The organism is Pseudomonas sp. BN606, assembly GCF_029873115.1.
In the GTDB taxonomy this organism is placed as follows: domain Bacteria; phylum Pseudomonadota; class Gammaproteobacteria; order Pseudomonadales; family Pseudomonadaceae; genus Metapseudomonas.
This window is the reverse complement of sequence record NZ_SSOF01000026.1, coordinates 1-26892: the sequence shown is the minus strand read 5'-3', so window position 1 is coordinate 26892 and position 26892 is coordinate 1. Positions and strand designations below refer to the sequence as shown.

The 26892-nt window shown below is 60.2% G+C and carries 37 protein-coding genes; 1 reads left to right on the top strand and 36 read right to left on the bottom strand.

The genetic code is table 11. From position 1 onward, the window contains the following. Positions 1 to 3 precede the first annotated feature (3 nt). The 7 genes from E8E75_RS01115 to E8E75_RS01085 form a co-directional block, all read right to left on the bottom strand. A complete protein-coding gene (locus E8E75_RS01115) occupies positions 4 to 1380 on the bottom strand; it encodes an MFS transporter (protein ID WP_120653269.1) in 1377 nt (458 codons plus the stop codon). An 88-nt stretch (positions 1381 to 1468) separates the two neighbouring features. After that, positions 1469 to 2740, bottom strand: a complete 1272-nt coding sequence (locus E8E75_RS01110; RefSeq protein ID WP_120655292.1) for a glucarate dehydratase family protein — start codon at positions 2738 to 2740, stop codon at positions 1469 to 1471. Between the two features lie 91 nt (positions 2741 to 2831). Further along, positions 2832 to 4274 (bottom strand): aldehyde dehydrogenase family protein, encoded by a 1443-nt coding sequence (locus E8E75_RS01105; RefSeq protein WP_120653270.1) that lies wholly within the window; start codon positions 4272 to 4274, stop codon positions 2832 to 2834. Positions 4275 to 4295: 21 nt separating this feature from the next. Next, positions 4296 to 5207: a 5-dehydro-4-deoxyglucarate dehydratase gene (kdgD, locus tag E8E75_RS01100; RefSeq protein WP_120653271.1), complete on the bottom strand. Its 912-nt coding sequence runs from the start codon at positions 5205 to 5207 to the stop codon at positions 4296 to 4298. 405 nt (positions 5208 to 5612) lie between these two features. Beyond that, positions 5613 to 6362, bottom strand: a complete 750-nt coding sequence (locus E8E75_RS01095) for a FadR/GntR family transcriptional regulator (RefSeq protein ID WP_153918392.1) — start codon at positions 6360 to 6362, stop codon at positions 5613 to 5615. A gap of 151 nt (positions 6363 to 6513) precedes the next feature. Then, positions 6514 to 6999, bottom strand: coding sequence for a single-stranded DNA-binding protein (locus tag E8E75_RS01090; protein WP_044872677.1), 486 nt, complete (start codon positions 6997 to 6999; stop codon positions 6514 to 6516). Between the two features lie 9 nt (positions 7000 to 7008). Further along, positions 7009 to 8403, bottom strand: coding sequence for an MFS transporter (locus tag E8E75_RS01085; protein WP_120653273.1), 1395 nt, complete (start codon positions 8401 to 8403; stop codon positions 7009 to 7011). A gap of 208 nt (positions 8404 to 8611) precedes the next feature. Between E8E75_RS01085 and uvrA the strand changes: the two genes are divergently transcribed. Next, positions 8612 to 11446: an excinuclease ABC subunit UvrA gene (uvrA, locus tag E8E75_RS01080; RefSeq protein WP_280357748.1), complete on the top strand. Its 2835-nt coding sequence runs from the start codon at positions 8612 to 8614 to the stop codon at positions 11444 to 11446. Positions 11447 to 11872: 426 nt separating this feature from the next. On the opposite strand, the gene rplQ is transcribed toward uvrA, so the two are convergent. The 29 genes from rplQ to tuf all read right to left on the bottom strand — a co-directional run. Beyond that, entirely contained in the window at positions 11873 to 12262 is a 390-nt protein-coding gene (gene rplQ / locus E8E75_RS01075; protein WP_077525974.1) for a 50S ribosomal protein L17, read from the bottom strand. 44 nt (positions 12263 to 12306) lie between these two features. After that, complete coding sequence (gene rpoA / locus E8E75_RS01070; RefSeq protein ID WP_028629274.1) at positions 12307 to 13308, bottom strand: DNA-directed RNA polymerase subunit alpha; 1002 nt, start codon at positions 13306 to 13308, stop codon at positions 12307 to 12309. A 22-nt stretch (positions 13309 to 13330) separates the two neighbouring features. After that, a complete protein-coding gene (rpsD, locus tag E8E75_RS01065) occupies positions 13331 to 13951 on the bottom strand; it encodes a 30S ribosomal protein S4 (RefSeq protein ID WP_069081980.1) in 621 nt (206 codons plus the stop codon). A 16-nt stretch (positions 13952 to 13967) separates the two neighbouring features. Continuing rightward, complete coding sequence (gene rpsK / locus E8E75_RS01060) at positions 13968 to 14357, bottom strand: 30S ribosomal protein S11 (RefSeq protein ID WP_003093689.1); 390 nt, start codon at positions 14355 to 14357, stop codon at positions 13968 to 13970. A gap of 30 nt (positions 14358 to 14387) precedes the next feature. Beyond that, positions 14388 to 14744 (bottom strand): 30S ribosomal protein S13, encoded by a 357-nt coding sequence (gene rpsM, locus E8E75_RS01055; RefSeq protein WP_077525972.1) that lies wholly within the window; start codon positions 14742 to 14744, stop codon positions 14388 to 14390. Between the two features lie 132 nt (positions 14745 to 14876). Next, the gene (gene rpmJ, locus E8E75_RS01050) at positions 14877 to 14993 is read right to left on the bottom strand and encodes a 50S ribosomal protein L36 (RefSeq protein WP_037025762.1); all 117 of its coding nucleotides are present in this window, start codon (positions 14991 to 14993) and stop codon (positions 14877 to 14879) included. 30 nt (positions 14994 to 15023) lie between these two features. Further along, positions 15024 to 16352, bottom strand: a complete 1329-nt coding sequence (gene secY, locus E8E75_RS01045; RefSeq protein WP_120653275.1) for a preprotein translocase subunit SecY — start codon at positions 16350 to 16352, stop codon at positions 15024 to 15026. After that, the gene (gene rplO, locus E8E75_RS01040; RefSeq protein ID WP_120653276.1) at positions 16353 to 16787 is read right to left on the bottom strand and encodes a 50S ribosomal protein L15; all 435 of its coding nucleotides are present in this window, start codon (positions 16785 to 16787) and stop codon (positions 16353 to 16355) included. It lies immediately after the preceding gene. Between the two features lie 3 nt (positions 16788 to 16790). After that, entirely contained in the window at positions 16791 to 16967 is a 177-nt protein-coding gene (gene rpmD, locus E8E75_RS01035; protein WP_120653277.1) for a 50S ribosomal protein L30, read from the bottom strand. A gap of 2 nt (positions 16968 to 16969) precedes the next feature. Next, complete coding sequence (rpsE, locus tag E8E75_RS01030) at positions 16970 to 17470, bottom strand: 30S ribosomal protein S5 (protein WP_003448746.1); 501 nt, start codon at positions 17468 to 17470, stop codon at positions 16970 to 16972. Between the two features lie 3 nt (positions 17471 to 17473). Continuing rightward, on the bottom strand, positions 17474 to 17824 hold the full coding sequence (gene rplR, locus E8E75_RS01025) for a 50S ribosomal protein L18 (RefSeq protein WP_044872684.1): 351 nt from the start codon (positions 17822 to 17824) through the stop codon (positions 17474 to 17476). Positions 17825 to 17834: 10 nt separating this feature from the next. Then, positions 17835 to 18368 carry a 50S ribosomal protein L6 gene (rplF, locus tag E8E75_RS01020; RefSeq protein WP_077525967.1) on the bottom strand — a complete coding sequence of 178 codons (534 nt, stop codon included), beginning with the start codon at positions 18366 to 18368 and terminating at the stop codon, positions 17835 to 17837. A 12-nt stretch (positions 18369 to 18380) separates the two neighbouring features. After that, positions 18381 to 18773 carry a 30S ribosomal protein S8 gene (rpsH, locus tag E8E75_RS01015; protein ID WP_016490543.1) on the bottom strand — a complete coding sequence of 131 codons (393 nt, stop codon included), beginning with the start codon at positions 18771 to 18773 and terminating at the stop codon, positions 18381 to 18383. A 191-nt stretch (positions 18774 to 18964) separates the two neighbouring features. Continuing rightward, on the bottom strand, positions 18965 to 19270 hold the full coding sequence (gene rpsN / locus E8E75_RS01010) for a 30S ribosomal protein S14 (RefSeq protein WP_077525966.1): 306 nt from the start codon (positions 19268 to 19270) through the stop codon (positions 18965 to 18967). A gap of 13 nt (positions 19271 to 19283) precedes the next feature. After that, positions 19284 to 19823, bottom strand: coding sequence for a 50S ribosomal protein L5 (gene rplE, locus E8E75_RS01005; RefSeq protein ID WP_077525965.1), 540 nt, complete (start codon positions 19821 to 19823; stop codon positions 19284 to 19286). 20 nt (positions 19824 to 19843) lie between these two features. After that, positions 19844 to 20158 carry a 50S ribosomal protein L24 gene (gene rplX / locus E8E75_RS01000; RefSeq protein ID WP_077525964.1) on the bottom strand — a complete coding sequence of 105 codons (315 nt, stop codon included), beginning with the start codon at positions 20156 to 20158 and terminating at the stop codon, positions 19844 to 19846. Between the two features lie 12 nt (positions 20159 to 20170). Beyond that, the gene (gene rplN / locus E8E75_RS00995; RefSeq protein ID WP_003448734.1) at positions 20171 to 20539 is read right to left on the bottom strand and encodes a 50S ribosomal protein L14; all 369 of its coding nucleotides are present in this window, start codon (positions 20537 to 20539) and stop codon (positions 20171 to 20173) included. Between the two features lie 22 nt (positions 20540 to 20561). Beyond that, on the bottom strand, positions 20562 to 20828 hold the full coding sequence (gene rpsQ, locus E8E75_RS00990; RefSeq protein WP_021219597.1) for a 30S ribosomal protein S17: 267 nt from the start codon (positions 20826 to 20828) through the stop codon (positions 20562 to 20564). 2 nt (positions 20829 to 20830) lie between these two features. Then, the gene (gene rpmC / locus E8E75_RS00985; RefSeq protein ID WP_016490538.1) at positions 20831 to 21022 is read right to left on the bottom strand and encodes a 50S ribosomal protein L29; all 192 of its coding nucleotides are present in this window, start codon (positions 21020 to 21022) and stop codon (positions 20831 to 20833) included. Continuing rightward, the gene (gene rplP / locus E8E75_RS00980; protein WP_016490537.1) at positions 21022 to 21435 is read right to left on the bottom strand and encodes a 50S ribosomal protein L16; all 414 of its coding nucleotides are present in this window, start codon (positions 21433 to 21435) and stop codon (positions 21022 to 21024) included. Before rplP ends, rpmC begins: the two co-directional genes overlap by 1 nt. Positions 21436 to 21447: 12 nt before the next feature. Then, on the bottom strand, positions 21448 to 22134 hold the full coding sequence (rpsC, locus tag E8E75_RS00975; protein ID WP_028629286.1) for a 30S ribosomal protein S3: 687 nt from the start codon (positions 22132 to 22134) through the stop codon (positions 21448 to 21450). A gap of 13 nt (positions 22135 to 22147) precedes the next feature. Beyond that, on the bottom strand, positions 22148 to 22480 hold the full coding sequence (gene rplV, locus E8E75_RS00970; protein ID WP_007161246.1) for a 50S ribosomal protein L22: 333 nt from the start codon (positions 22478 to 22480) through the stop codon (positions 22148 to 22150). A 13-nt stretch (positions 22481 to 22493) separates the two neighbouring features. Continuing rightward, entirely contained in the window at positions 22494 to 22769 is a 276-nt protein-coding gene (gene rpsS / locus E8E75_RS00965) for a 30S ribosomal protein S19 (RefSeq protein ID WP_027590504.1), read from the bottom strand. A gap of 14 nt (positions 22770 to 22783) precedes the next feature. Beyond that, positions 22784 to 23605, bottom strand: coding sequence for a 50S ribosomal protein L2 (gene rplB, locus E8E75_RS00960; protein WP_077525962.1), 822 nt, complete (start codon positions 23603 to 23605; stop codon positions 22784 to 22786). A gap of 11 nt (positions 23606 to 23616) precedes the next feature. Further along, on the bottom strand, positions 23617 to 23916 hold the full coding sequence (gene rplW / locus E8E75_RS00955) for a 50S ribosomal protein L23 (protein ID WP_077525961.1): 300 nt from the start codon (positions 23914 to 23916) through the stop codon (positions 23617 to 23619). Next, positions 23913 to 24515, bottom strand: a complete 603-nt coding sequence (gene rplD, locus E8E75_RS00950; RefSeq protein WP_077525960.1) for a 50S ribosomal protein L4 — start codon at positions 24513 to 24515, stop codon at positions 23913 to 23915. The genes rplW and rplD overlap by 4 nt, the downstream gene beginning before the upstream one ends. Positions 24516 to 24529: 14 nt before the next feature. Beyond that, positions 24530 to 25165, bottom strand: coding sequence for a 50S ribosomal protein L3 (gene rplC / locus E8E75_RS00945; RefSeq protein ID WP_077525959.1), 636 nt, complete (start codon positions 25163 to 25165; stop codon positions 24530 to 24532). An 84-nt stretch (positions 25166 to 25249) separates the two neighbouring features. Continuing rightward, the gene (gene rpsJ, locus E8E75_RS00940) at positions 25250 to 25561 is read right to left on the bottom strand and encodes a 30S ribosomal protein S10 (RefSeq protein ID WP_003243886.1); all 312 of its coding nucleotides are present in this window, start codon (positions 25559 to 25561) and stop codon (positions 25250 to 25252) included. Between the two features lie 155 nt (positions 25562 to 25716). Beyond that, the coding region (gene tuf, locus E8E75_RS00935; protein ID WP_280357742.1) for an elongation factor Tu at positions 25717 to 26892 on the bottom strand (1176 nt) is incomplete at its 5' end.

The following is a 26892-nucleotide window of genomic DNA, read 5'->3' as shown; positions in this document are numbered from 1 at the left end:
GAATTAACGGGCTGGACTCGCGGCAGGCGCTTCGCTAGCGGCTGCCGGAACCTCAGCGTCAGTCTTTGCACCCTTGAGCTCTACGCGCTTGATCTCGCCGACGATGAACAGGTAGCTGAACGCGGCCATGAAGGCGTTTACGCCAACGAACACCAGGGCCCACTTGAAGGAACCGGTGGCGGCGATGATGTAGCCGATGACGATGGGGGTGGTGATCGAAGACAGGTTGCCGCAGGTGTTGAAGATGCCACCTGACAGGCCGGCGATCTGCTTGGGCGACGTGTCCGACATCACCGCCCAGCCGAGAGCACCGATACCTTTGCCGAAGAAGGCCAGGGCCATGAAGCCCACCACCATCCAGTCGGCGTCCACGTAGTTGCAGAGGATCATGCTCATCGACAGCAGCATGCCGCAGACGATCGGGGTCTTGCGCGCCACGCTCAGGGAATGGCCGCGGCGCAGCATCCAGTCGGACAGCACGCCACCCAGTACACCACCGATGAAGCCGCAGATGGCCGGCAAGGAGGCGATGATGCCGGCCTTGAGGATGGTCATGCCGCGCTCCTGCACCAGGTACACCGGGAACCAGGTGAGGAAGAAGTAGGTGATGGCGTTGATGCAGAACTGGCCCAGGTAGATGCCGGCCATCATGCGGCTGCCCACCAGTTGCTTGATGTGCTCCCACTTCGGCCCATTGCCAGGCAGCTTGCGGTTCTGGTCCATGTCGACGAGCGCGCCGTTGGCGGCGATGTGGTCGATTTCGGCCTTGTTGGCCAGCGGGTGATCTTTCGGGTTGAAAATGAACTTCAGCCAGACCGCGGAGAACAGGATGCCGATCACGCCCATGACGATGAACACGTGTTCCCAGCCAAAGCTGTGGACGATCCAGCCCATCAGCGGGGCGAAGAGCACGGTGGCGAAGTACTGGGCGGAGTTGAACACGGCGGACGCCGTGCCGCGCTCGGCCGTGGGGAACCAGGCCGCGACGATGCGTGCGTTACCGGGGAAGGACGGCGCTTCGGCAAAGCCCACCAGGAAGCGCAACAAGAACAGCGTGACGACGGTCCAGGCCACCGGCAGGGTATCCACGAAGCCCTGCATCAGGGTGAACAGCGACCAGGTGAAGATGCTCACGGCGTAGACGCGCTTGGAGCCGAAGCGGTCGAGCAGCCAGCCGCCCGGAATCTGGCCGAGCACGTAGGCCCAGCCGAAGGCGGAGAAGATATAGCCGAGCATGACGGCGTCGATGCCGAGCTCCTTCTGCATGGTGGAGCCGGCGATGGAGATGGTGGCGCGGTCGGCGTAGTTGATCGTGGTCACCAGGAACAGCATGAGCAGGATCAGGTAACGCACACGGGTTTGTTTCAGTACTTCGCCCATGGTTCTTCTCTCTGAATTGTTCTTGTCGAAGAGCCCACGCGGGATGACCGCGCGGTGTCGTATTGCATTCCGCAGGCAGCGGACGGGGTCAGAACCTCGGCTTGCGTATTTTCCAAGCCGGGTCGTATTTGCGCATCTGCCGCGCGTCGTCGCGACTTCGTATATCGATGGAAAGGTACTGTTCGTGGAGCTTGGCCAGCTGATCCTGATCCAGTTCCACGCCCAGGCCCGGCGCCCGGGTGATGCGTACGCAACCGTCCTGGATCGGCAGCTTGCCGCCCTTGATGACCTCCTCGTCCTCCTCCTGCCACGGGTAGTGCGTATCACAGGCATAGGTGAGGTTGGGGACGGACGCCGCGACGTGGGTCATGGCCATCAGGCTGATGCCCAGGTGCGAGTTGGAATGCATCGACAGGCCGAGACCAAAGGTGTCGCACATCCGCGCCAGCACCTGGGTATCGCGCAGGCCACCCCAGTAGTGGTGGTCGGCCAGAACGATCTGCACGCTGTTCAAGGCGACGCTGCGACGGAACTCCTCGAAGTCGGTGACCACCATGTTGGTGGCTAGTTGCATGCCGGTCCGTTCGTGCAGTTCGGCCATGCCATCGAGGCCGGGGGTCGGGTCTTCGTAGTACTGCAGGTCATCGCCCAGCAGCTCGGCCATGCGCAGCGCCGTTTCCAGCGACCAGTTGCCGTTGGGATCAATGCGCAGCGGGTGGTCGGGGAAGGCCTTCTTCAGTGCCTTGATGCACGCCACTTCGTGCTCGGGCTGCAAGGCACCGGCCTTCAGTTTGATGCTCTGGAAGCCGTGGGCCTCGATCATCCGAGCGGCCTGGGCGACGATCTGCTCCTCGCTGAGGGCTTCGCCCCAGGAATCCGGCGCATAGGGGGCGTCGATGTGCTTTGCGTACTTGAAGAAGAGGTATGCGCTGAAGGGCACTTCAGTGCGAATGGCGCCCCCCAGCAGATCTACCAGGGGCATGTTCAGCGAGCGCGCCTGCAGATCGAGGAAGGCGACCTCGAAGGCTGAATAGGCGTTGGCCACCTGCTTGCTGGGGTGGGAGCCGGGCGCCAGTTCGGCGCCGGCTTCGGCCGGACCGAGGCGGGCCACCGTCTGAATGACGCGAGCACGCAGACCGTTGAGGTCGAAGGCGTCCAGCCCGGCCAGGCTGTCCTGCATGGCCTGCAGTACCGCCAGGACCGGCGCGTCGCCATAGCTCTCGCCGAGGCCGATGTAGCCGTTGTCGCTCTCCACTTCGATGATCGAGCGCAGCGCGAAGGGTTCGTGGATGCCGCTGGCATTGAGCAGCGGCGCATCGCGGAAGGCGATGGGGGTGACTCTGACTCGTTTGATCTTCACGAGCATTTCCTACCTGTGCTTGTTGTTGTACCGGTAGTCCCTGATGGAGCACGGGGGCAAGCCATGCCCCCGCGGGTGCCTGATGCGTTGATCAGCCTCCGATGTAGCTGGTTTTCACCGTGGTGTAGAACTCCTGGGCGTAGCGGCCCTGCTCGCGCGGGCCGTAGGACGAACCTTTGCGGCCACCGAATGGCACGTGGTAATCCACCCCGGCAGTGGGCAGGTTGACCATGACCATCCCGGCCTGGGCGTGGCGCTTGAAGTGATTGGCGTACTTGAGCGAAGTAGTGGCGATACCGGCAGACAGGCCGAACTCGGTGTCGTTGGCCAGCGCCAGCGCCTCTTCATAACTGGCCACGCGGATCACGTTGGCCACCGGGCCAAAGATTTCCTCGCGGCTGATGCGCATGCCCGCCTCACTGTCGGCGAACAGCGCCGGAGCCATGAAGTAGCCCTCGGTCTCGCAGCGCACCCGCTCGCCACCAGCCACCAGGCGGGCACCTTCGGCGCGGCCGATGTCGATGTAGCTCAGGTCTTGTTCCAGCTGCGCCTGGGACACAACCGGACCGACATCGATGCCACTGTGCAGGGCATGGCCGACCCGGATGGCACGCATGCGTTCGGCCATCGCCTCGACGAAGCGGTCGTGGATGCCGGCGGTGACAATCAGGCGGCTGCTGGCGGTGCAGCGCTGGCCAGTGGAGTAGAAAGCGCTCTGCACGGCGAGTTCGACGGCGAGTTTGAGATCGGCGTCGTCGAGGATCACCTGCGGGTTCTTGCCGCCCATCTCCAGCTGCACCTTGGCACCACGTGCAACGCAGGCAGCGGCGATGCTGCGACCGACACCTACCGAGCCGGTGAAGCTGATGCCATCGACGCGCTTGTCGTTGACCATGGCTTCGCCGACCACGCGACCGCTGCCCATCACCAGGTTGAACACGCCGGCGGGGAAGCCCGCGCGGGAAATGATCTCGGCCAGGGCCCAGGCACTGCCCGGCACCAGGTCAGCCGGTTTGAACACCACGCAGTTCCCGTAGGCCAGCGCAGGCGCGATCTTCCAGGCCGGGATGGCGATGGGGAAGTTCCAGGGGGTGATCAGGCCGATCACCCCCAGCGGTTCGCGGGTAACTTCCACTGCCACGCCAGGGCGTACCGACGGGACGATTTCACCGGCCAGGCGCAGGCATTCACCCGCGAAGAACTTGAAGATATTGCCGGCGCGAGTCACCTCGCCGATGGCCTCGGGCAGGGTCTTGCCCTCTTCCCGCGCCAGCAGGGTGCCCAGCTCCTCGCGGCGGGCGAGGATCTCGCTGCCCACCTTGTCGAGTGCATCGGAACGAGCCTGGATGCCGGATACCGACCAGGACGGGAAGGCAACGCGGGCCGCCTCGATGGCCTGGGCCACCTGGGCGGCATCGGCCTTGGCGTACTCGCCCAGGCAGTCGGCAAGGTCGGAGGGGTTGATGTTGCGCGAGTAGCCGCTGCCGGCCACCCACTCCCCGCCTATGTAGTTGTCGAAGCGTTTCTCAGTCACGAGACTTCTCCTGGTTACAGGTCACTGCGCGCCCTGGGCGTCGATCAGCGCGGCAAGGCGCTCGTACTCGTCGGGCAACAGGTCGGTCAGCGGAGCGCGGACCGGGCCTGCGTCATAGCCAGCGATACGCGCGCCAGCCTTGACGATGCTGACGGCATAGCCAGCGCGGCGATTGCGGATTTCCAGGTAGGGCAGGAAGAAGTCGTCGATCAGCTTGCCCACGGTTTCGTGGTCGTCGCGAGCGATGGCGTTATAGAAGTCCATTGCGGTCTTCGGGATGAAGTTGAACACGGCAGAGGAGTAGACCGGCACGCCCAGCGCCTTGTAGGCGGCGGCGTAGACCTCGGCGGTAGGCAGGCCTCCCAGGTAGCTGAAGCGATCCCCGAGACGGCGGCGAATGGCGACCATCAGCTCGATATCGCCCAGGCCGTCCTTGTAGCCGATCAGATTCGGGCAGCGCTCGGCCAGCTGCTCCAGCAGCGCCGGGGTCAGGCGGCAGACATTGCGGTTGTAGACCACCACGCCGATGTTCACCGATTTGCAGACCTGCTCGACATGGGCGGCCACGCCTTCCTGGCTGGCTTCGGTCAGGTAGTGAGGCAGAAGCAGCAGACCCTTGGCGCCAAGACGCTCGGCCTCCTGGGCGTACTGGATAGCCAGGCGAGTCGGGCCGCCAACACCGGCGAGAATCGGCACGCTGCCGGCGCAGGTATCGACGGCAGTCTTGATGACAGCGGAGTACTCGTCCGGCGCCAGGGAGAAGAATTCACCAGTACCGCCCGCGGCGAAGAGCGCCGAGGCGCCGTAGGGAGCCAGCCATTCCAGGCGACGGACATAGCTTGCAGCGTTGAAGTTACCGGCGGCATCGAAGTCGGTGACGGGGAAGGACAGCAGCCCGGAGGAGAGGATGGACTTGAGTTCTTGTGGATTCATTATTCGAGCACCCTGCGAAGCGGTTTGAGTTAAGCCGGTGATTCGGCTTAAGAGATACGTTATCGTACAACTAAAATTGCTATCAATTGCCGTTCATCCTTCCGTGCGTTCATCGCCCGTTTTCCCGGCACCGGCCTACCCTGCCCGCAAAAAATCCATTTAAGGCTTTAGACAGCACAATACAGCTTGACCCTGGATAGACCGGAAATGGCACGAGCAGCTATCGATCGACCTTGTTTGCGACCAGGTCAGGTCGACCTTGTTGGCCGTCAGGCAACCATGTTGTACGACAACATATAACAGCAGATCTTGTAGGACAACTCCCAAAGAGAGAATTTTTCACCCCCTCACGCCGGAAACAAAAAGGGCCGCACATAGCGGCCCTGTTTCCATGCGGCTAGCCCCTCAGGCCTCCCTCCGCTTCTCGGCTTCTTCGTGGGCCTGACGCAGCCGCTCACGGCTGTTGGTCAGGTGCAGGCGCATGGCCGCGCGAGCGGCATCGCTGTCCTGGCGGGCAATTGCCTCGTAGATGTCTTCGTGCTCGCGGCTCAGGCGCGCAAGGTAGTGCTCGCGATCGTCATGCGCGATGCGTGCGGAGTTGAGGCGCGTCCGAGGAATGATGCTTGTCCCCAGGTGGGTCATGATGTCGGTGAAGTATCGGTTGCCCGTAGCCTGGGCGATCTGCAGGTGGAACTGGAAGTCGGAGGCCACCGCGTCGGTGCCGTGGGCAGCTTTGAGGAAGCTGTCCAGCGCCTCGCGCATGGCCACCAGTTGCTCCGGACTACGACGCTGCGCGGCAAGGCCGGCGGACTCCACCTCAAGGCTGATACGCAGTTCGAGTATGGCCATGACGTCGCGCAGAGTGACGATGGTCGCCGGATCAATGCGGAAGCCGCTGGGGCTCGGGGTATCCAGCACGAAGGTACCGATGCCGTGACGGGTTTCTACCAGCCCGGCGGCCTGCAGGCGCGAGATGGCCTCGCGAACCACGGTACGACTAACGCCCTGTGCCTCCATGATGGCCGACTCGGTGGGCAGCTTTTCACCCCGTTTGATCACGCCATCCTGGATTTGCTGGGAGAGCTCGCTCACCAACTCCTGGGCCAGGCTGCGATGCTTGCGGCGAGGACGTTGCTGGGCGCTTGGGTTGTCCATATCGAAATACGATCTCGGCGAAAACTGAGCGACCATCATATCCCAGCGAGTTGTACGATGACACTCATCCGCCCTTCCCGTATCGACGCCAGAAACGACAAAGGCGCAGCCCGAGGGCTGCGCCTTTGTTTGTTCGCTTGCGCGATTCGACTCAGAACGGGATGTCGTCGTCGAAGCTGTCGTAGTCCGGAGCCGGTTGGGCGGCTGGCTGCGGAGCCGGACGCTGCTGCGGAGCAGACTGCTGCGGCTCGCGCTGCGGGCGCGGAGCACGCGGTGCGTCGCCTTCGCTGCCAGGACGGCCGCCGAGCAGCTGCATCTGGCCGTTGATGTCGACCACGATTTCGGTGGTGTAACGCTTCACGCCGTCTTTTTCCCACTCGCGGGTACGCAGGGAACCTTCGACGTAGACTTGCGAACCCTTGCGCAGGTACTCGCCAGCGATCTCGGCGAGACGGCCGAAGAACACCACGCGGTGCCACTCGGTACGTTCCTGCTGCTGGCCGGTTTGCTTGTCCTTCCAGGACTCGCTGGTGGCCAGGGTGACGTTGGTCACCGCGTTGCCGTTGGGCAGGTAGCGGGTCTCCGGATCACCACCGACGTTACCAACCAGAATGACTTTGTTAACCCCACGGGCCATGACGTTCTCCTAGGCTTCAGCACGTTCCGGGGCCGACTCGATCAGGCGCTCCAGGGACGTGCGGTCCAGTTTTTCAGTATCCACTTTTATGTAGATGGCCGCCTCATCGGCCACCACGACGGCATCTGCCACTCCGGGCAGAGCCAGCAAACGCGCAACCAGCCCGGTATCGGCAACAGCCGCTGCACTGAGCGGCATGCGCAGGCTGGTTACGTACGGAGGTTCACGCATAGTAACAGCAATGGCCAACCAAATCGCACAGACCACCGCACAGCCGACGAATACCGTAGACAGCCCGCCATGCTGGAACAGCCAGCCACCGAGGATGCCGCCTACGGCTGCGCCGAGGAACTGGCTGGTGGAGTAGACGCCCATTGCCGTGCCCTTGCCGCCGGCCGGGGCGACCTTGCTGATTAGCGAGGGCAGCGAGGCTTCCAGCAAGTTGAAGGCGGTGAAGAATACGATGGTGCCAAATACCAGCGCACGAAGGCTCTCGCCGAACTGCCAGAAGAACAGTTCGCAGACACACAGCACCGCAACGGCCCCCACCAGCACACGTTTCATCTGACGCTTTTTCTCGCCGTAGATGATGAAGGGGACCATGCCGAAGAAGCCCACCAATAGCGCGGTGAGGTAGACCCACCAGTGTTCTTCCCTGGGCAGTCCGGCCTTTTCCACCAATGCCAGCGGCAGGGCGACGAAGCTGGCCATGAGGACGGCGTGCAGGGCGAGAATGCCGAAGTCCAGGCGAAGCAGGTCTGGGTGTTTCAAGGTCGGAAGCAGCGCCTGGCGCGCTACACCGGACTCACGATGCTGCAGCGGGTGGGCCGCGCGCGGCACCATGGTGGCGATGATCACGATTCCGAGCAGTGCCATGATAGCGGTTGCCCAGAACAGCCCGGAGAGGCCAAAAGCACGGGTCAGCAGCGGGCCGACCACCATCGCCACGGCGAAGGACACGCCGATGCTCATGCCGATCATGGCCATGGCCTTGGTGCGGTGCTGCTCGCGGGTGAGGTCGGACAGCAACGCCATGACAGCCGCGGAAATGGCCCCGGCGCCCTGCAAAACACGCCCTGCAATCACGCCCCAGATGGAGTCGGCGTTGGCCGCCAGAACGGCGCCGGCGGCGAATATCAGCAGGCCGATGTAGATCACCGGCAGGCGGCCAATGCGGTCGGAAACGATGCCGAAGGGTATCTGCAGAATGGCCTGGGTCAGGCCATAGGCGCCAATTGCAAGGCCGATCAGGGCCGGGGTGGCGCCGGCGAGGTCCTGGCCGTAGGTGGCCAGCACTGGCAATACCATGAACATGCCGAGCATACGGAAAGCGAACACCAGGGCCAGGCTGCTGGCCGCGCGCGTTTCGCTGCCGCTCATGCGTTCAGAGTGGGAATCGTGCATAGGTGCCTCAAGGGAGAACGATCGGGGCCTGCGTCATGCGCCCCTGTCTGGCTGGTCACCCATTCCTGGGTGCCCGGCTGTTGCCGGAGCCCGAAAAATGCCGCGCATTCTAGCAGTCCCGGCCGTTTCCGTGACAGCCGTGACGCTTTGCCGCGTCGCCTTGGCGGGCCGTATAATCGGCGGTTTCCGACCGCCAAGTGAGGCCGTTGTGGACAAGATCCTGATCCGTGGGGCACGTACCCATAACCTGAAGAACGTCGACCTCACCCTGCCCCGCGACAAGCTGATCGTGATTACCGGCCTGTCCGGCTCCGGCAAATCGTCGCTGGCTTTCGACACACTCTATGCAGAGGGCCAGCGCCGCTATGTAGAGTCTCTGTCGGCATACGCCCGGCAGTTCCTGTCGATGATGGAAAAGCCCGATGTAGACACCATCGAAGGCCTTTCGCCGGCAATTTCCATCGAGCAGAAGTCCACCTCCCACAACCCGCGGTCCACTGTCGGCACCATCACCGAGATCTACGACTACCTGCGCCTGCTATACGCCCGCGTAGGTATGCCGCGGTGTCCGGATCACGATGTGCCACTGGAAGCCCAGACTGTCAGCCAGATGGTCGACCAGGTGCTGGCCCTGCCCGAGGGCCGCAAGCTGATGCTGCTGGCGCCGGTGATCCGCGAACGCAAGGGTGAGCACCTGGCGGTGTTTGAGGAATTGCGCGCCCAGGGCTTCGTCCGTGCACGCGTGGACGGCAAGCTCTACGAGCTTGACGAGCTGCCCAAGCTGGACAAGCAGAAGAAGCACTCTGTCGACGTGGTAGTGGACCGTTTCAAGGTCCGCGGCGATCTGCAGCAACGTCTCGCCGAATCGTTCGAGACCGCAATCAACCTCGCCGACGGCATCGCCCTGGTGGCACCAATGGACGACGAAGAAGGAGACGAGAACATCTTCTCGGCCCGCTTCGCCTGCCCCCATTGCGGCCACTCCATCAGCGAGCTGGAACCCAAGCTGTTTTCCTTCAACAACCCGGCCGGCGCCTGCCCCACCTGCGATGGCCTTGGGGTCAAGCAGTTCTTCGACGCCAAGCGCCTGGTCAACGGCGAGCTGACCCTCGCCGAAGGCGCGATTCGCGGATGGGACAGGCGTAACGTCTACTACTTCCAGATGCTTGGCTCGCTGGCCTCGCACTACGGTTTCAGCCTGGAGAAACCCTTCGACGAGCTGTCCGCCGAACACCAGAAGGTGATCCTGTTCGGCAGCGGCCGCGAGGATGTGGACTTCCGCTACCTCAACGATCGCGGCGACATCGTCAAGCGCTCGCACCCCTTCGAGGGGATCATCCCCAACCTTGAACGCCGCTACCGCGAGACCGAATCGGCAACCGTGCGCGAAGAGCTGGCAAAGTTCCTCAGCACCCAGCCCTGCCCCGACTGCCGAGGTACCCGTCTGCGCCGTGAAGCGCGCCATGTATGGGTCGGTGACAAGACACTGCCTGCGGTAACCGGCCTGCCGGTGGGCGATGCAGCGGACTACTTCGGCGGGCTCAGCCTCACCGGCAGGCGCGGCGAGATCGCCGAGAAGATCCTCAAGGAGATCCGCGAGCGCCTGCAGTTCCTCGTCAACGTCGGCCTCGACTACCTGACCCTGGACCGTAGCGCCGATACCCTGTCCGGGGGCGAAGCGCAGCGCATTCGCCTGGCCAGCCAGATCGGCGCCGGCCTGGTGGGGGTGATGTACATCCTCGACGAGCCCTCCATCGGTCTGCACCAACGCGACAACGAACGCCTGCTGGCGACCCTCACCCACCTGCGCAACCTGGGCAACACGGTAATAGTGGTCGAGCACGATGAGGATGCTATCCGCCTCGCCGACTATGTCGTGGACATCGGCCCGGGTGCCGGCGTGCATGGCGGCCAGATCGTCGCCGAAGGAACACCGGACGAGGTCATGGCTCATCCAAACTCGCTTACAGGCAAGTACCTGTCCGGCCGCGTGAAGATCCAAGTGCCGGCCGAGCGTACCCCGCGCGACAAGAAAAAGTCCCTCAAGCTCAAGGGTGCCAGCGGCAACAACCTGCAGCAGGTGAACCTGGAGATTCCAGTGGGCTTGCTGACCTGCGTTACCGGCGTATCCGGCTCGGGCAAGTCGACCCTGATCAACAACACGCTGTTCCCGATCACCGCCACTGCACTCAACGGCGCCACCTCCCTTGAGGCATCCGCCCACGAGAGCTTCGATGGCCTCCAGCACCTGGACAAAGTAGTGGACATCGACCAGAGCCCAATCGGTCGTACTCCCCGTTCCAACCCGGCGACCTACACCGGCCTGTTCACGCCAATCCGTGAACTGTTTTCCGGCGTGCCGGAGTCCCGCTCCCGTGGCTACGGCCCGGGGCGTTTCTCCTTCAACGTCAAAGGTGGCCGCTGCGAGGCCTGCCAGGGCGATGGCGTGATCAAGGTGGAAATGCACTTCCTGCCGGACATCTACGTGCCCTGCGATGTGTGCAAAGGCAAGCGCTACAACCGCGAGACCCTGGAAATCCGCTACAAGGGCAAGAGCATCCATGAAGTGCTGGAGATGACCATCGAAGAGGCCCGCGAGTTCTTCGATGCGGTACCGGCCATTGCCCGCAAGCTACAAACCCTGATGGACGTCGGCCTGTCGTACGTCCGCCTGGGTCAATCAGCGACCACACTTTCCGGCGGGGAGGCGCAGCGGGTGAAGCTGTCTCGCGAGCTCTCCAAGCGCGACACAGGGAAGACGTTGTACATCCTCGACGAACCTACCACCGGCCTGCACTTTGCCGACATCCAGCAATTACTTGACGTGCTGCATCGCCTGCGCGATCACGGCAATACGGTGGTAGTGATCGAGCACAACCTCGACGTGATCAAGACCGCTGACTGGCTCGTGGACCTCGGACCCGAAGGCGGCTCCAAGGGTGGCCAGATCATCGCCACCGGCACCCCGGAAGAGGTCGCAGACATGGCGCAGTCCCACACCGGGCGGTTCCTCAAGCCCTTGCTGGAGCGTGATCGCGCCTGATCCAACGGTCTGTAAAGAAAAGGGCCGGGCAGCGATGTCCGGCCTTTTTTGTGGGGGGGCAATGTACCTGCGCGAATCCAGCCCAGAGCGAACGGCATTGCCGAAATGCGGAAGCACTGATCGAAGTGCGCCCAGTGCAGGTCAGCAATGAACCGCGGAACACACGTCATAACCCCGGTGATGTCGAAAATGCCCTGTGTATCTGCCCTACTCGCACAAGTGGAACAGCGCACAAGGCTGGTTTCCTGGCTCTTTAAGCCTCACCCACATGATCTGTTTCATTTCCTTCGCTGGGCGAAAAAGGAGTGTCGATCTACCCGTCACACCGCAGTCGAATTGTTAAAAGAACCGAATCGGTAGACACAGGTTAAATTTCAGACATAAAAAAACCGGGCACTAGGCCCGGTTTTTCATGCAACGACCGACTTACTCGGCAGCAGCTTCGACTTCACCAGCGACCGGACGGTCAACCAGCTCGACGTAAGCCATGGGAGCATTGTCGCCAGCGCGGAAACCGCACTTCAGGATACGCAGGTAGCCGCCCTGACGGTTGGCGTAGCGCTTGCCCAGATCGTTGAACAGTTTGCCTACAGCGGACTTCGAACGGGTACGGTCGAAAGCCAGACGACGGTTGGCAACGCTGTCTTCCTTGGCCAGGGTGATCAGCGGCTCGGCAACGCGGCGCAGTTCCTTGGCTTTAGGCAGGGTGGTTTTGATCAGTTCGTGCTCGAACAGCGACACCGCCATGTTCTGGAACATGGCCTTGCGGTGTGCGCTGGTGCGGCTGAGGTGACGGCCACTTTTACGATGACGCATGGTTCAATTCCTTACCAAACTTCTACGTTCGGTGATTACGACGATCAGGCAGTCGCCTTGTCGTCCTTCTTGAGACTTGCCGGCGGCCAGTTGTCGAGGCGCATGCCGAGGGACAGACCACGGGAGGCCAGGACGTCCTTGATCTCGGTCAGGGACTTCTTGCCCAGGTTCGGAGTCTTCAACAGCTCTACTTCGGTGCGCTGAATCAGGTCACCGATGTAGTAGATGTTCTCCGCCTTGAGGCAGTTGGCCGAACGTACGGTCAGCTCGAGGTCATCAACCGGACGAAGGAGGATCGGGTCGATCTCGTCTTCCTGCTCAACTACTACCGGCTCGCTGTCGCCCTTCAGGTCGACGAACGCAGCCAGTTGGTGTTGCAGGATGGTAGCGGCACGACGGATGGCCTCTTCAGGGTCCAGGGTGCCGTTGGTTTCCAGATCGATGACCAGCTTGTCCAGGTTGGTGCGCTGCTCCACACGGGCGTTTTCAACCACGTAGGCAACACGACGGACGGGACTGAACGAGGCGTCGAGCTGCAGACGACCAATGCTGCGGCTCTCGTCTTCGTCGCTCTGGCGCGCATCGGCGGGCTCATAGCCACGACCGCGAGACACCTTGAGCTTCATGTTCAGGACGCCGTTGTCCGCCAGGTTGGCGATCACGTGGTCGCCGTTGACGATTTCGACATCATGATCCAGCTGAATATCGGCAGCAGTGACCACGCCCGAACCTTTCTTCGAGAGGTTCAGCGTTACTTCGTCACGGCCGTGCAGCTTGATAGCCAGGCCTTTGAGGTTCAGGAGGATCTCGATGACATCTTCCTGAACACCCTCGATGGCGCTGTACTCGTGGAGTACGCCATCGATCTCGGCCTCGACTACTGCACAGCCAGGCATGGAGGACAACAGGATGCGACGCAGCGCGTTGCCCAGGGTATGGCCGAAACCACGCTCGAGAGGCTCGAGCGTGATCTTGGCGCGGGTCGGACTAACCACCTGCACATCAATGTGGCGGGGGGTCAGGAACTCATTTACCGAACTCTGCATGGATGCACCTATTTTCTAGCCCTTACTTGGAGTAGAGCTCGACAATCAGGTTTTCGTTGATGTCGGCGGACAGATCGCTGCGAGCCGGCACACTCTTGAACACGCCGGACTTTTTCTCTGCGTCAACTTCAACCCACTCCACACGGCCACGCTGACCGCACAGTTCGAGGGCTTGGGCAATACGCAGTTGGTTCTTCGACTTCTCGCGAACGGCAACCACGTCACCAGCTTTGATCTGGTAGGACGGAACGTTCACAGTCTGACCGTTGACGCTGATGGCCTTGTGGGAAACCAGCTGACGGGACTCGGAGCGAGTAGCGCCGAAGCCCATGCGGTACACGACGTTGTCCAGACGGCACTCAAGGAGTTGCAGCAGGTTTTCGCCGGTAGCGCCCTTGCGAGCAGCAGCTTCTTTGTAGTAGTTGCCGAACTGACGCTCCAGAACACCGTAGATACGGCGCACTTTCTGCTTTTCACGCAGCTGGGTGCCGTAGTCGGACAGGCGGCCGCGACGGGCGCCGTGCTGACCAGGAGCGGATTCGATGTTGCACTTGGATTCGAGCGCGCGAGCACCACTCTTCAGGAAGAGGTCGGTACCTTCACGACGGGACAGTTTGCACTTGGGACCAATGTAACGAGCCATTTCTCACTGTCTCCTATTACACGCGACGCTTCTTCGGCGGACGGCACCCGTTGTGCGGGATAGGCGTCACGTCGGTGATGCTGGCGATCTTGTAGCCGCAGGCGTTCAGAGCACGCACAGCGGATTCGCGACCCGGACCCGGGCCCTTGACGTTCACGTCGAGGTTCTTCAGGCCGTATTCCAGAGCGGCTTGACCAGCGCGCTCGGCTGCAACCTGGGCAGCGAACGGGGTGCTCTTACGGGAACCGCGGAAACCCGAACCACCGGAGGTAGCCCAGGAAAGAGCGTTACCTTGACGGTCGGTGATGGTCACGATGGTGTTGTTGAAAGAAGCGTGGATATGGGCGATCCCATCCACAACTGTCTTTTTGACTTTCTTACGAGGACGAGCAGCAGGCTTAGCCATGACTTAATTCCTGTCGATTCGCGGGCGCAATTACTTGCGGATCGGCTTACGCGGGCCCTTACGGGTACGCGCGTTGGTCTTGGTGCGCTGGCCATGAACAGGCAGACCGCGACGATGACGCAGACCGCGGTAGCAGCCCAGGTCCATCAGACGCTTGATGTTCATGTTGATTTCGCGACGCAGGTCACCTTCAGTGGTGAGCTTCGCGACTTCGCCACGCAGCTGTTCGATCTGCTCGTCAGAGAGATCCTTGATCTTTGCCGCCGGATTAACACCGGTGGTAGCGCAGATGCTCTGCGCAGTGGTGCGACCAACACCGTAGATGTAGGTCAGCGAGATAACAGTGTGCTTGTTATCTGGAATGTTGACGCCTGCAATACGGGCCATTCAGTGAAACTCCAGTTGACAGCTACCTACGCCCCGGAAGCCAAGAAAAGGGCGCGAGATATTAGCGCTGTAGAAACGAATAATCAACCCGGCAGCGCACTAGCTGCCGGGTTCATAACGCGTGAATCACACTCAGCCTTGGCGCTGCTTGTGACGCGGTTCCGCGCTGCAGATCACGCGAACGACACCGTCGCGACGAACGATCTTGCAGTTGCGGCACAGCTTTTTCACCGATGCACGAACTTTCATCAGTAACTCCTAGAACCTTACGGAACTGGGTCAGCGGAGCATGCCGCTGCCGTAGCCCTTCAGGTTGGCTTTCTTCATCAGGGATTCGTACTGGTGCGAAACGAGGTGGGATTGTACTTGGGCCATAAAGTCCATAACAACCACTACCACGATCAGCAACGAGGTCCCGCCAAGGTAGAACGGTACATTCGCTGCAACCACCAGGAACTGGGGCAGCAGACAAACAGCCGTCATGTACAGAGCACCGAACATGGTCAAGCGGGTCAGTACGCCATCGATATAGCGCGCCGACTGCTCACCCGGACGGATACCCGGAATAAAGGCACCGGACTTCTTCAGGTTCTCCGCCACGTCTTTCGGATTGAACATCAAAGCTGTGTAGAAGAAGCAGAAGAAGACGATCCCTGCACTAAACAGCAGAATGTTCAACGGCTGACCAGGAGCGATAGACTGCGAGACATCCTGCAGCCAGCCCATGCTTTCGGACTGACCGAACCAGGCACCCAGAGAGGCCGGGAACAGCAGGATGCTGCTGGCGAAGATAGCCGGAATAACGCCCGCCATGTTCACCTTCAACGGCAGGTGGCTGGTCTGCGCAGCGAAGACCTTGCGGCCCTGCTGACGCTTGGCGTAATGCACAGCGATACGACGCTGGCCACGCTCAATGAACACCACGAAACCGATGATCGCTACTGCCAGCAGACCGATGGCGACCAGAGCGAAGATGTTGATATCGCCCTGACGTGCAGACTCGAAAGACTGCCCGATCGCTCTCGGCAGACCGGCCACGATGCCAGCAAAAATCAGCATCGAGATACCGTTGCCGACACCGCGCTCCGTGATCTGTTCGCCCAGCCACATCATGAACATTGCACCAGCCACGAAGGTGGTGACAGCCACGAAGTAGAAGCCGAAATCAGACGAGAAAGCGACACCCTGACTGGCCAGACCAACGGACATGCCGATGGCCTGAACCAATGCCAGGGCTACAGTGCCGTAGCGGGTGTACTGGCTGATCTTGCGACGGCCAGCCTCACCTTCCTTCTTCAACTGCTCCAGCTGCGGGCTGATCGCGGTCATGAGCTGCATGATGATCGATGCCGAGATGTACGGCATGATCCCCAACGCGAAAATGCTCATCCGCTCCAGCGCACCGCCGGAGAACATGTTGAACAGGCTAAGAATGGTCCCCTCGTTCTGCCGGAACAGCTCGGCCAGCCGGTCAGGGTTGATACCGGGCACTGGGATGTGCGCGCCGATCCGGTAGACGATGATCGCCAGGAACAGGAAACGCAGTCGAGCCCAGAGCTCGGACAACCCGCCATTGCTGAGCGCGGAGAGAGCACCTTGCTTAGCCATTTAGTCCTCGAACTTACCGCCAGCTGCTTCGATAGCCGCACGCGCACCTTTGGTGGCGGCGATACCTTTCAGGGTGACCGCGCGAGTAACGTCGCCGGACAGCATGACTTTCACACGCTGTACGTTCTGGTTAATCACGTTGGCATCCTTCAGCGACTGCAGAGTTACGACATCGCCTTCCACCTTGGCCAGCTCGGAGGTGCGCACTTCAGCGCGATCCATGGCTTTCAGGGAAACGAAGCCGAACTTCGGCAGACGACGGTGCAGCGGCTGCTGACCGCCCTCGAAGCCCGGAGCAATGGTGCCGCCGGAGCGAGAGGTCTGACCCTTGTGGCCACGGCCACCGGTCTTACCCAGGCCGCTACCGATGCCACGGCCCGGACGGTGCTTTTCGCGACGGGCACCCGGCGCGGAACGCAGATCGTTCAGTTTCATGGATTAACCCTCGACGCGCAGAAGGTAGTAAGCCTTGTTGATCATGCCGCGGTTCTCAGGAGTGTCCTGAACCTCTACGGAATGACCAATGCGACGCAGGCCGAGACCTTTGACGCAAGCCTTGTGGTTAGCCAGACGGCCGTTAACGCTCTTGATCAGCGTTACTTTGACAGTTGCCATGATTAGAGAATCTCCTCGACGCTCTTACCACGCTTGGCCGCAACCGACTCAGGGGACTGCATGTTCTTCAGACCCTTGAAAGTGGCGTAAACCACGTTCACCGGATTGGTGGAGCCGTAGCACTTGGCCAGAACGTTCTGCACACCGGCCACCTCCAGAACGGCACGCATGGCGCCGCCGGCGATGATACCGGTACCTTCGGAAGCCGGCTGCATGAACACCTTGGAGGCGCCATGGGCGGACTTGATCGGGTACTGCAGGGTGGTGCCATCCAGATCTACCTGGATCATGTTGCGGCGTGCAGCTTCCATCGCTTTCTGAATGGCAGCAGGCACTTCGCGGGACTTGCCGCGACCGAAGCCAACACGACCTTTACCATCACCAACTACGGTCAGCGCAGTGAAGGTGAAGATACGACCACCTTTTACGGTCTTGGCAACGCGGTTAACCTGAACCAGCTTCTCGATGTAGCCTTCGTCGCGCTTTTGCTCGTTATTTGCCATAACTTAGAACTCCAGCCCGCCTTCACGAGCAGCATCAGCCAGCGCCTTGACGCGGCCGTGGTACTTGAAGCCAGAACGATCGAATGCCACCTGAGTGACGCCAGCGGCTTTCGCGCGCTCGGCAACCAGCTGACCAACCTTCTTGGCCGCGTCGACGTTGCCGGTGGCGCCGTCACGCAGTTCTTTGTCCAGGGTCGAGGCGCTGGCCAGGACCTTGGCGCCGTCGGCCGAAATGACCTGGGCGTAGATGTGCTGGGAGGAGCGGTACACGCAGAGGCGTACGGCTTCCAGCTCGCGCATTTTCAGGCGTGCCTTGCGAGCGCGACGCAGACGAGTTTCTTTCTTTACGCTCATTTGCTATGCCCTACTTCTTCTTAGCTTCTTTACGACGGACGACTTCGTCGGCGTAACGTACACCCTTGCCTTTGTAAGGCTCCGGCGGACGGAAGTCGCGAATCTCAGCGGCCACTTGACCGACCAGCTGCTTGTCGATGCCCTTGATCAGGATATCGGTCTGGCTGGGGGTTTCAGCGGTAATGCCTTGCGGCAGTTCGTAATCCACCGGATGCGAGAAGCCGAGAGCCAGGGACAGAGTCTGACCTTTGGCCTGAGCCTTGTAACCAACGCCCACCAGCTGGAGCTTGCGCTCGAAGCCCTGGCTAACGCCGATTACCATGTTGTTCACCAACGCACGGGTGGTGCCCGCCATGGCCTTGTTCTGCTGGTCGCCATTGCGAGCGGCAAAACGCAGCTCACCGGATTCCTGCAGTACTTCCACAGACGAGTGCACTTTCAGTTCCAGAGCACCCTTGGCACCCTTCACCGAAAGCTGCTGGCCGGCGATCTTGACTTCAACGCCAGCGGGCAGCTTGACGGGGTTCTTAGCAACGCGAGACATGCTTCAACCCCCTTAGAACACAGTGCAAAGCACTTCGCCACCAACACCAGCAGCGCGAGCAGCACGATCAGTCATCACACCCTTGTTGGTGGATACGATCGATACGCCCAGGCCGCCACGTACTTTCGGCAGCTGATCGACGGACTTGTACTGGCGCAGGCCAGGACGACTTACGCGCTTCAGCTCTTCGATGACCGGACGGCCTTCGAAATACTTCAGCTCGATGGACAGCAGAGGCTTAATGTCGCTGCTGACTTGGTATCCCGTGATGTAACCCTCGTTCTTCAGAACGCTGGCTACCGCCACCTTCAGTTTGGAGGACGGCATGCTTACGACAGACTTTTCAGCCATCTGGGCATTACGGATACGAGTTAGCATGTCCGCTAACGGGTCCTGCATACTCATGGGCTAGATGCTCCTGATACAAAAAGAAATAGCCTTGCGGCTAGAGTCACACGCGAGCACTGGACGGACTAATGCCAGGCCCGGGCGAGCCGGACATTCTAGAGATACTCCAGAAACGAATCAAGCCCCAAAAGGGGCTTGATTCTGATGACCTGGGCTGGGCCGACCAAAGCCGGCCCCACCGACGATCATTACCAGCTGGCTTTCACCAGGCCGGGTACATCACCGCGCATGGCAGCTTCACGCAGCTTGTTACGGCCAAGGCCGAACTTGCGGTAAACGCCGTGCGGACGACCGGTGATGCGGCAGCGGTTACGCAGGCGGGAGGCGCTGGCGTCACGGGGCTGCTTCTGCAGAGCTACCTGCGCTTCCCAACGAGCTTCCGCAGTGGAGTTCGGGTTGGCGATGATAGCTTTCAGCTCAGCACGCTTCTTGGCGAACTTAGCAACCGTCTGCTGACGCTTCAGCTCGCGGTTCTTCATGCTCTGTTTGGCCATGTTCCTACTCCAATCAGTTGCGGAACGGGAATTTGAAGGCGCGCAGCAGAGCACGACCTTCTTCATCCGTACGGGCGGTGGTGGTCAGGGTGATGTCCAGACCACGCAACGCATCGATTTTGTCGTAATCGATTTCCGGGAAGATGATCTGCTCTTTGACACCCATGCTGTAGTTACCACGACCGTCGAAGGACTTGGCATTCAGGCCGCGGAAGTCACGCACGCGCGGCAGGGAGATGGAGAGCAGACGATCCAGAAACTCGTACATGCGATCGCGGCGCAGGGTGACCTTGACGCCGATCGGCCAGCCTTCACGAACCTTGAAGCCTGCAATGGATTTGCGGGCGTAGGTCACGACGGCTTTCTGGCCGGTGATCTTTTCCAGGTCAGCAACAGCGCTTTCGATGACTTTCTTGTCGCCGATAGCTTCGCCCAGACCCATGTTCAGAGTGATCTTGGTGATGCGCGGAGTTTCCATCACGTTGCCGAGCTGAAGTTCTTCCTTCAGCTTCGGCGCGATTTCTTTCCGGTAAATCTCTTTTAGTCGTGCCATGGTTTTCTACCTAGCAGTGCTCAAGCATCAACCGGCTTTTGGGTCGACTTGAAGACACGAATTTTCTTACCTTCCTCAACCTTGAAACCAACGCGATCAGCCTTGTTGGTCTCGGCATTGAAGATGGCTACGTTGGAGAGGTGCATGGGCGCCTCTCGCTCGACGATACCGCCCTGGACACCGGCCATGGGGTTCGGCTTGGTGTGGCGCTTGATCAGGTTTACACCGCTGACCAGCACACGACTGTCAGCGAGAACCTTCAGCACCTTACCGCGCTTGCCCTTGTCCTTGCCGGCGATGACGATGATCTCGTCGTCACGACGAATCTTTTGCATGACGGCTTCTCCTTACAGCACTTCGGGGGCGAGCGAGACGATCTTCATGAACTTCTCGGAACGCAGTTCACGGGTCACGGGCCCGAAGATACGGGTGCCGATCGGCTCCTGCTTGTTGTTCAGCAGGACGGCGGCGTTGCCGTCGAAGCGGATGATCGAGCCATCAGGGCGACGAACGCCATGCTTGGTACGAACCACAACAGCGGTCATTACCTGGCCTTTCTTCACCTTGCCGCGCGGGATCGCTTCTTTAACGGTCACTTTGATGATGTCGCCGATACCGGCGTAACGACGGTGCGAACCACCAAGGACCTTGATGCACATAACGCGACGAGCACCGCTGTTATCAGCGACGTCGAGCATGGATTGAGTCTGAATCATATCTTTCTCCGACCCTTAGTCCTTAGACTTCCACGGCACGTTCGACGACTTCCACCAGGGCCCAGGACTTGGTCTTGGCCAGCGGACGGGTCTCACGAATGGTGACCTTGTCGCCGATACGGCACTGGTTGGTTTCGTCGTGGGCGTGCAGCTTGGTCGAGCGCTTCACGTACTTACCGTAGATCGGGTGCTTAACGCGACGCTCGATCAGAACGGTGATGGTCTTGTCCATCTTGTCGCTGACGACGCGGCCGGTCAGCGTGCGGACGGTTTTCTGAGCTTCAGCCATGATTACTTACCTGCTTGCTGGTTGAGCACAGTTTTCACGCGAGCGATGTCGCGCTTCACTTGCGAGAGCAGGTGAGACTGCCCCAACTGGCCAGTTGCCTTCTGCATGCGCAGATTGAACTGGTCGCGCAGCAGGCCGAGCAGTTGCTCGTTCAGCTGCTGTACGGATTTTTCACGAAGTTCATTCGCTTTCATCACATCACCGTCCGCTTAACAAAGGAGGTGGCGAGCGGCAGCTTTGCAGCGGCCAGGGCGAATGCCTCACGCGCCAGCTCTTCGGAAACACCCTCGATCTCGTACAGGACCTTGCCCGGTTGAATCTGGGCTACCCAGTACTCGACGCCACCCTTACCTTTACCCATACGAACTTCGAGGGGCTTCTTGGTAACGGGCTTGTCCGGGAATACGCGGATCCAGATCTTGCCGCCACGCTTCACGTGACGGGTGAGGGCACGACGTGCGGCCTCGATCTGACGGGCAGTGAGACGACCACGGCCAGTAGCCTTCAGCGCGAACTCGCCGAAGCTGACCTTGCTACCGCGCTGAGCCAGACCACGATTGTGGCCGGTCATCTGCTTGCGGAACTTCGTACGCTTTGGTTGCAGCATTTGGCGTACCCCTTACTTAGCAGCTTTTTTACGAGGAGCGGGCGCTACGGGCTTCAGTTCTTCCTGGCGGCCACCGATGACCTCACCTTTGAAGATCCAAACCTTCACACCGATCACACCGTAGGTGGTGTGCGCTTCGTAGGTTGCGTAGTCGATATCGGCGCGCAGGGTGTGCAGGGGCACACGACCTTCGCGATACCATTCGGTACGGGCGATTTCAGCGCCACCGAGACGACCGCTTACCTGGATCTTGATGCCCTTGGCACCAATGCGCATGGCGTTCTGTACAGCGCGCTTCATGGCGCGACGGAACATCACACGACGCTCCAGCTGCTGAGCTACGCTCTGCGCAACCAGCATACCGTCGAGCTCCGGCTTGCGGATCTCTTCGATGTTGATGTGCACAGGCACACCCATTTGCTTGGTCAGGTCCTGACGCAGCTTCTCAACATCCTCACCTTTCTTGCCGATCACGATGCCGGGACGAGCGGTGTGGATGGTGATGCGTGCGGTTTGAGCCGGACGATGAATATCGATACGGCTTACGGACGCGCTTTTTAGTTTGTCTTGGAGGTACTCACGCACCTTCAGGTCGGCAAACAGATAGTCGGCATAAGTGCGCTTATCTGCGTACCAAACGGAGGTGTGCTCCTTGACGATTCCCAGGCGAATGCCAGTGGGATGTACTTTCTGACCCATCTGATCGACTCCGTTACTTGTCCGCAACCTTGACAGTGATATGGCAAGACCGCTTGACGATGCGATCAGCACGGCCCTTGGCACGCGGCATGATGCGCTTCAGCGAACGCCCTTCGTTGACGAAAACGGTGGAAACCTTGAGGTCATCCACGTCTGCGCCTTCGTTGTGCTCAGCGTTGGCCACGGCCGATTCGAGCACTTTCTTCATGATTTCAGCGGCTTTCTTACTGCTGAAAGTCAACAGGTTGAGCGCTTCGCCCACCTTCTTCCCGCGGATCTGGTCGGCGACCAAGCGGGCTTTCTGGGCGGAGATTCGAGCGCCCGACAGCTTAGCGGCTACTTCCATCGTTCCTTACCCCTTAACGCTTGGCTTTCTTGTCCGCAGCATGACCGCGATAGGTGCGGGTGGCAGCGAACTCGCCCAGTTTGTGACCGACCATGTCTTCGTTCACGAGAACCGGGACATGTTGACGACCGTTGTGTACAGCGATGGTCAGACCGACCATTTGCGGCAGAACGATGGAACGGCGCGACCAGGTTTTCACCGGCTTGCGATCGTTCTTTTCCACCGCCACTTCGACCTTCTTCAGTAGGTGAAGATCGATAAAAGGACCTTTTTTCAGAGAACGCGGCACTGTCGTATCCTCAGTTATTTACGGCGACGGACGATCATGTTGTCGGTGCGCTTGTTCGCGCGGGTCTTCGCACCCTTGGTCGGGAAGCCCCACGGAGACACCGGATGACGGCCACCAGAGGTACGACCTTCACCACCACCATGCGGGTGGTCTACCGGGTTCATCGCCACGCCGCGAACGGTCGGGCGAACACCACGCCAGCGCTTGGCACCGGCTTTACCCAGCGAACGCAGGCTATGCTCGGAGTTCGAGACTTCGCCCAGAGTCGCACGGCATTCAGCCAGGACTTTACGCATCTCGCCGGAGCGCAGACGCAGGGTTACGTAGGCGCCTTCACGGGCAACCAACTGAACGGAGGCACCGGCGGAACGGGCGATTTGCGCACCCTTGCCAGGCTTGAGTTCGATACCGTGAATGGTGCTACCAACCGGGATGTTGCGCAGCGGCAGGGCATTACCGGCCTTGATCGGTGCATTGACGCCCGAGATCAGCTGGTCGCCAGCGCTCACGCCTTTCGGCGCGATGATGTAGCGACGCTCGCCATCGGCGTACTTCAGCAGAGCGATGTGAGCAGTACGGTTCGGATCGTACTCGATGCGCTCAACGGTGGCAGGAATGCCATCCTTGTTACGACGGAAGTCGACCAAACGATAGTGCTGCTTGTGACCACCACCGATGTGACGAGTAGTGATACGACCGTTGTTGTTACGACCACCGGATTTCGATTTTTTCTCGACCAGCGGTGCGTAAGGAGCGCCTTTGTGCAGCTCCTGATTGACGACCTTGACCACGAAACGGCGGCCAGCGGAGGTCGGTTTGCATTTAACGATTGCCATGATGCACCCCTTTACTCAGCGCTGCTGGCGAAATCGAGATCTTGGCCCGGCTGGAGAGCGATGTACGCTTTTTTCCAGTCGTTACGCTTGCCCAGACCGCGAACGGTACGCTTGGTCTTGCCCTTGACTACGAGGGTGGTGACACGAGCGACTTTCACGCTGAACAGGCTTTCTACGGCCTTCTTGATTTCCAGCTTGGTTGCATCAGTGGCAACCTTGAAAACGAACTGGCCCTTGCTGTCAGCCAGCATGGTGGCCTTCTCGGAGACGTGCGGACCAACCAGCACCTTGAATACGCGTTCCTGGTTCATGCCAGCAGCTCCTCGAATTTCTTCACGGCGGACACGGTGATAAGCACCTTGTCGTAGGCGATCAGGCTGACCGGGTCGGAACCCTGAACATCACGAACGTCAACGTGCGGCAGGTTGCGAGCAGCCAGGTACAGGTTCTGATCAACGGCGTCGGAAACGATCAGCACGTCGGTCAGGCCCAGGCCATTCAGCTTGCCCAGCAGAGCTTTGGTTTTCGGGGCATCGACAGCAAAGTCTTCAACCACAACCAGGCGCTCTTGGCGAACGAGCTCAGAGAGGATGGAGCGCATGGCAGCGCGGTACATCTTCTTGTTGAGCTTCTGGGAGTGATCTTGCGGCTTGGCAGCGAAGGTGGTACCACCGGAGCGCCAGATGGGGCTACGAATGGTGCCAGCACGAGCACGACCAGTGCCCTTCTGACGCCACGGCTTCTTGCCACCGCCGGAAACTTCGGAACGGGTCTTCTGCGCGCGAGTGCCCTGACGGCCACCGGCCATGTAGGCGACAACAGCCTGGTGAACCAGGGTCTCGTTGAACTCACCACCAAAAGTACGCTCGCTGACTTCGATAGCCTGAGCGCCATTTACATTCAATTGCATCTCAGCTTCCCCTCTTAACCACGAGCCTTGGCTGCCGGACGCACAACGACATCACCACCGGTAGCGCCAGGAACGGCACCTTTGACCAGCAGCAGATTGCGTTCTGCATCGACACGCACAACTTCCAGGGACTGCACGGTTACACGCTCAGCACCGAGGTGACCGGACATTTTCTTGCCCTTGAAGACACGACCAGGAGTCTGGCACTGGCCAATAGAACCCGGGGCGCGGTGGGAGACGGAGTTACCGTGGGTGTTGTCCTGGCCGCGGAAGTTCCAGCGCTTGATGGTACCGGCATAGCCTTTACCCTTGGACTGACCGGTAACATCTACCAGCTGACCAGCTTGGAACAGCTCAGCAGTCAGTTGATCGCCAGCCTGGTACTCGCCTTCTTCAAGACGGAATTCCCAAACACCGCGACCAGCAGCCACGCTTGCCTTGGCGAAGTGACCGGCTTGCGCCTTGGTCACGCGAGAGGCACGACGCTCACCGACAGTTACCTGCACGGCGCGATAGCCATCGCTTTCTTCGTTTTTGAATTGGGTCACGCGATTCGGCTCGATCTCAATGACCGTAACCGGAATGGAGACGCCTTCTTCGGTGAAAATGCGGGTCATGCCGCACTTACGACCGACTACACCAATAGTCATGTTGTAAACCTCATGAGTGTACGGGGCTTTCACCCGCTATGGCCGCCCATTTCAGAGCGTTACACGACTAAAACCCGAAGGTTATTAGCCGAGGCTGATCTGCACTTCCACGCCTGCCGCAAGGTCGAGCTTCATCAGCGCATCGACGGTTTTATCCGTCGGCTGGACGATGTCCAGAACACGCTTGTGGGTACGAATTTCGTACTGATCACGCGCGTCTTTGTTGACGTGCGGAGAGATCAGAACGGTGTACCGCTCTTTGCGAGTAGGCAGAGGAATAGGACCACGCACCTGAGCACCAGTACGTTTCGCGGTTTCCACGATTTCCTGGGTGGATTGATCGATCAGGCGATGGTCAAAAGCCTTCAACCGAATACGGATTTGTTGGTTTTGCATTTTGACCTCAGACTCTATCTCTGCTTTCCCCAACGGACGGACTACGCCCGTTAAAAGGAGGCGTGATTGTACGGATGCGCCGAGGGGGTGTCAACTTTTGACCAGACAAAAGAAAAGGGCCCCGAAGGGCCCTCTCCTCTTAGCGAGATCTTCGATTACTCGATGATCTTGGCTACAACGCCGGCGCCAACGGTACGACCGCCTTCGCGGATCGCGAAGCGCAGGCCGTCTTCCATGGCGATCGGAGCGATCAGGGTGACAACCATCTTGATGTTGTCGCCCGGCATTACCATCTCAACACCTTCCGGCAGTTCGCAGTTTCCGGTCACGTCAGTGGTACGGAAGTAGAACTGCGGACGGTAGCCCTTGAAGAACGGAGTGTGACGACCACCTTCTTCCTTGGACAGCACGTACACTTCGCACTCGAACTTGGTGTGCGGCTTGATGGTGCCCGGCTTGGCCAGAACCTGACCACGCTCTACGTCATCACGCTTGGTGCCGCGCAGCAGGGCGCCAACGTTCTCGCCAGCACGACCTTCGTCGAGCAGCTTGCGGAACATTTCAACACCAGTGCAGGTGGTCTTGGTGGTCGGACGGATACCGACGATCTCGATCTCCTCGCCCACCTTGACGATACCGCGCTCAACACGACCGGTCACCACGGTGCCGCGACCGGAGATGGAGAACACGTCTTCGATCGGCATCAGGAACGGCTGATCGATAGCACGCACCGGCTCCGGAATGTAGGAGTCCAGGGTCTCTACCAGCTTACGAACGGCGGAAACGCCGATTTCGTTGTCGTCCTTGCCTTCCAGGGCCATCAGAGCGGAACCGACCACGATCGGAGTGTCGTCACCCGGGAAGTCGTAGGTGTTCAGCAGGTCGCGAACTTCCATCTCGACCAGCTCCAGCAGCTCGGCGTCATCAACCATGTCGGCCTTGTTCAGGAACACGACAATGTAAGGAACGCCTACCTGACGAGACAGCAGGATGTGCTCACGAGTCTGCGGCATGGGGCCGTCAGCAGCCGAGCAAACCAGGATCGCGCCGTCCATCTGCGCAGCACCGGTGATCATGTTCTTCACGTAGTCAGCGTGACCGGGGCAGTCAACGTGAGCGTAGTGACGAATGGCGGAATCGTATTCAACGTGGGAAGTGTTGATAGTGATACCACGAGCCTTCTCTTCCGGCGCGTTATCGATCTGGTCGAACGCACGAGCGGAACCGCCCCAGGTCTCGGAGCAGACCTTGGTCAGAGCAGCAGTCAGAGTGGTCTTGCCATGGTCAACGTGACCAATGGTGCCGACGTTGACGTGCGGTTTGTTACGTTC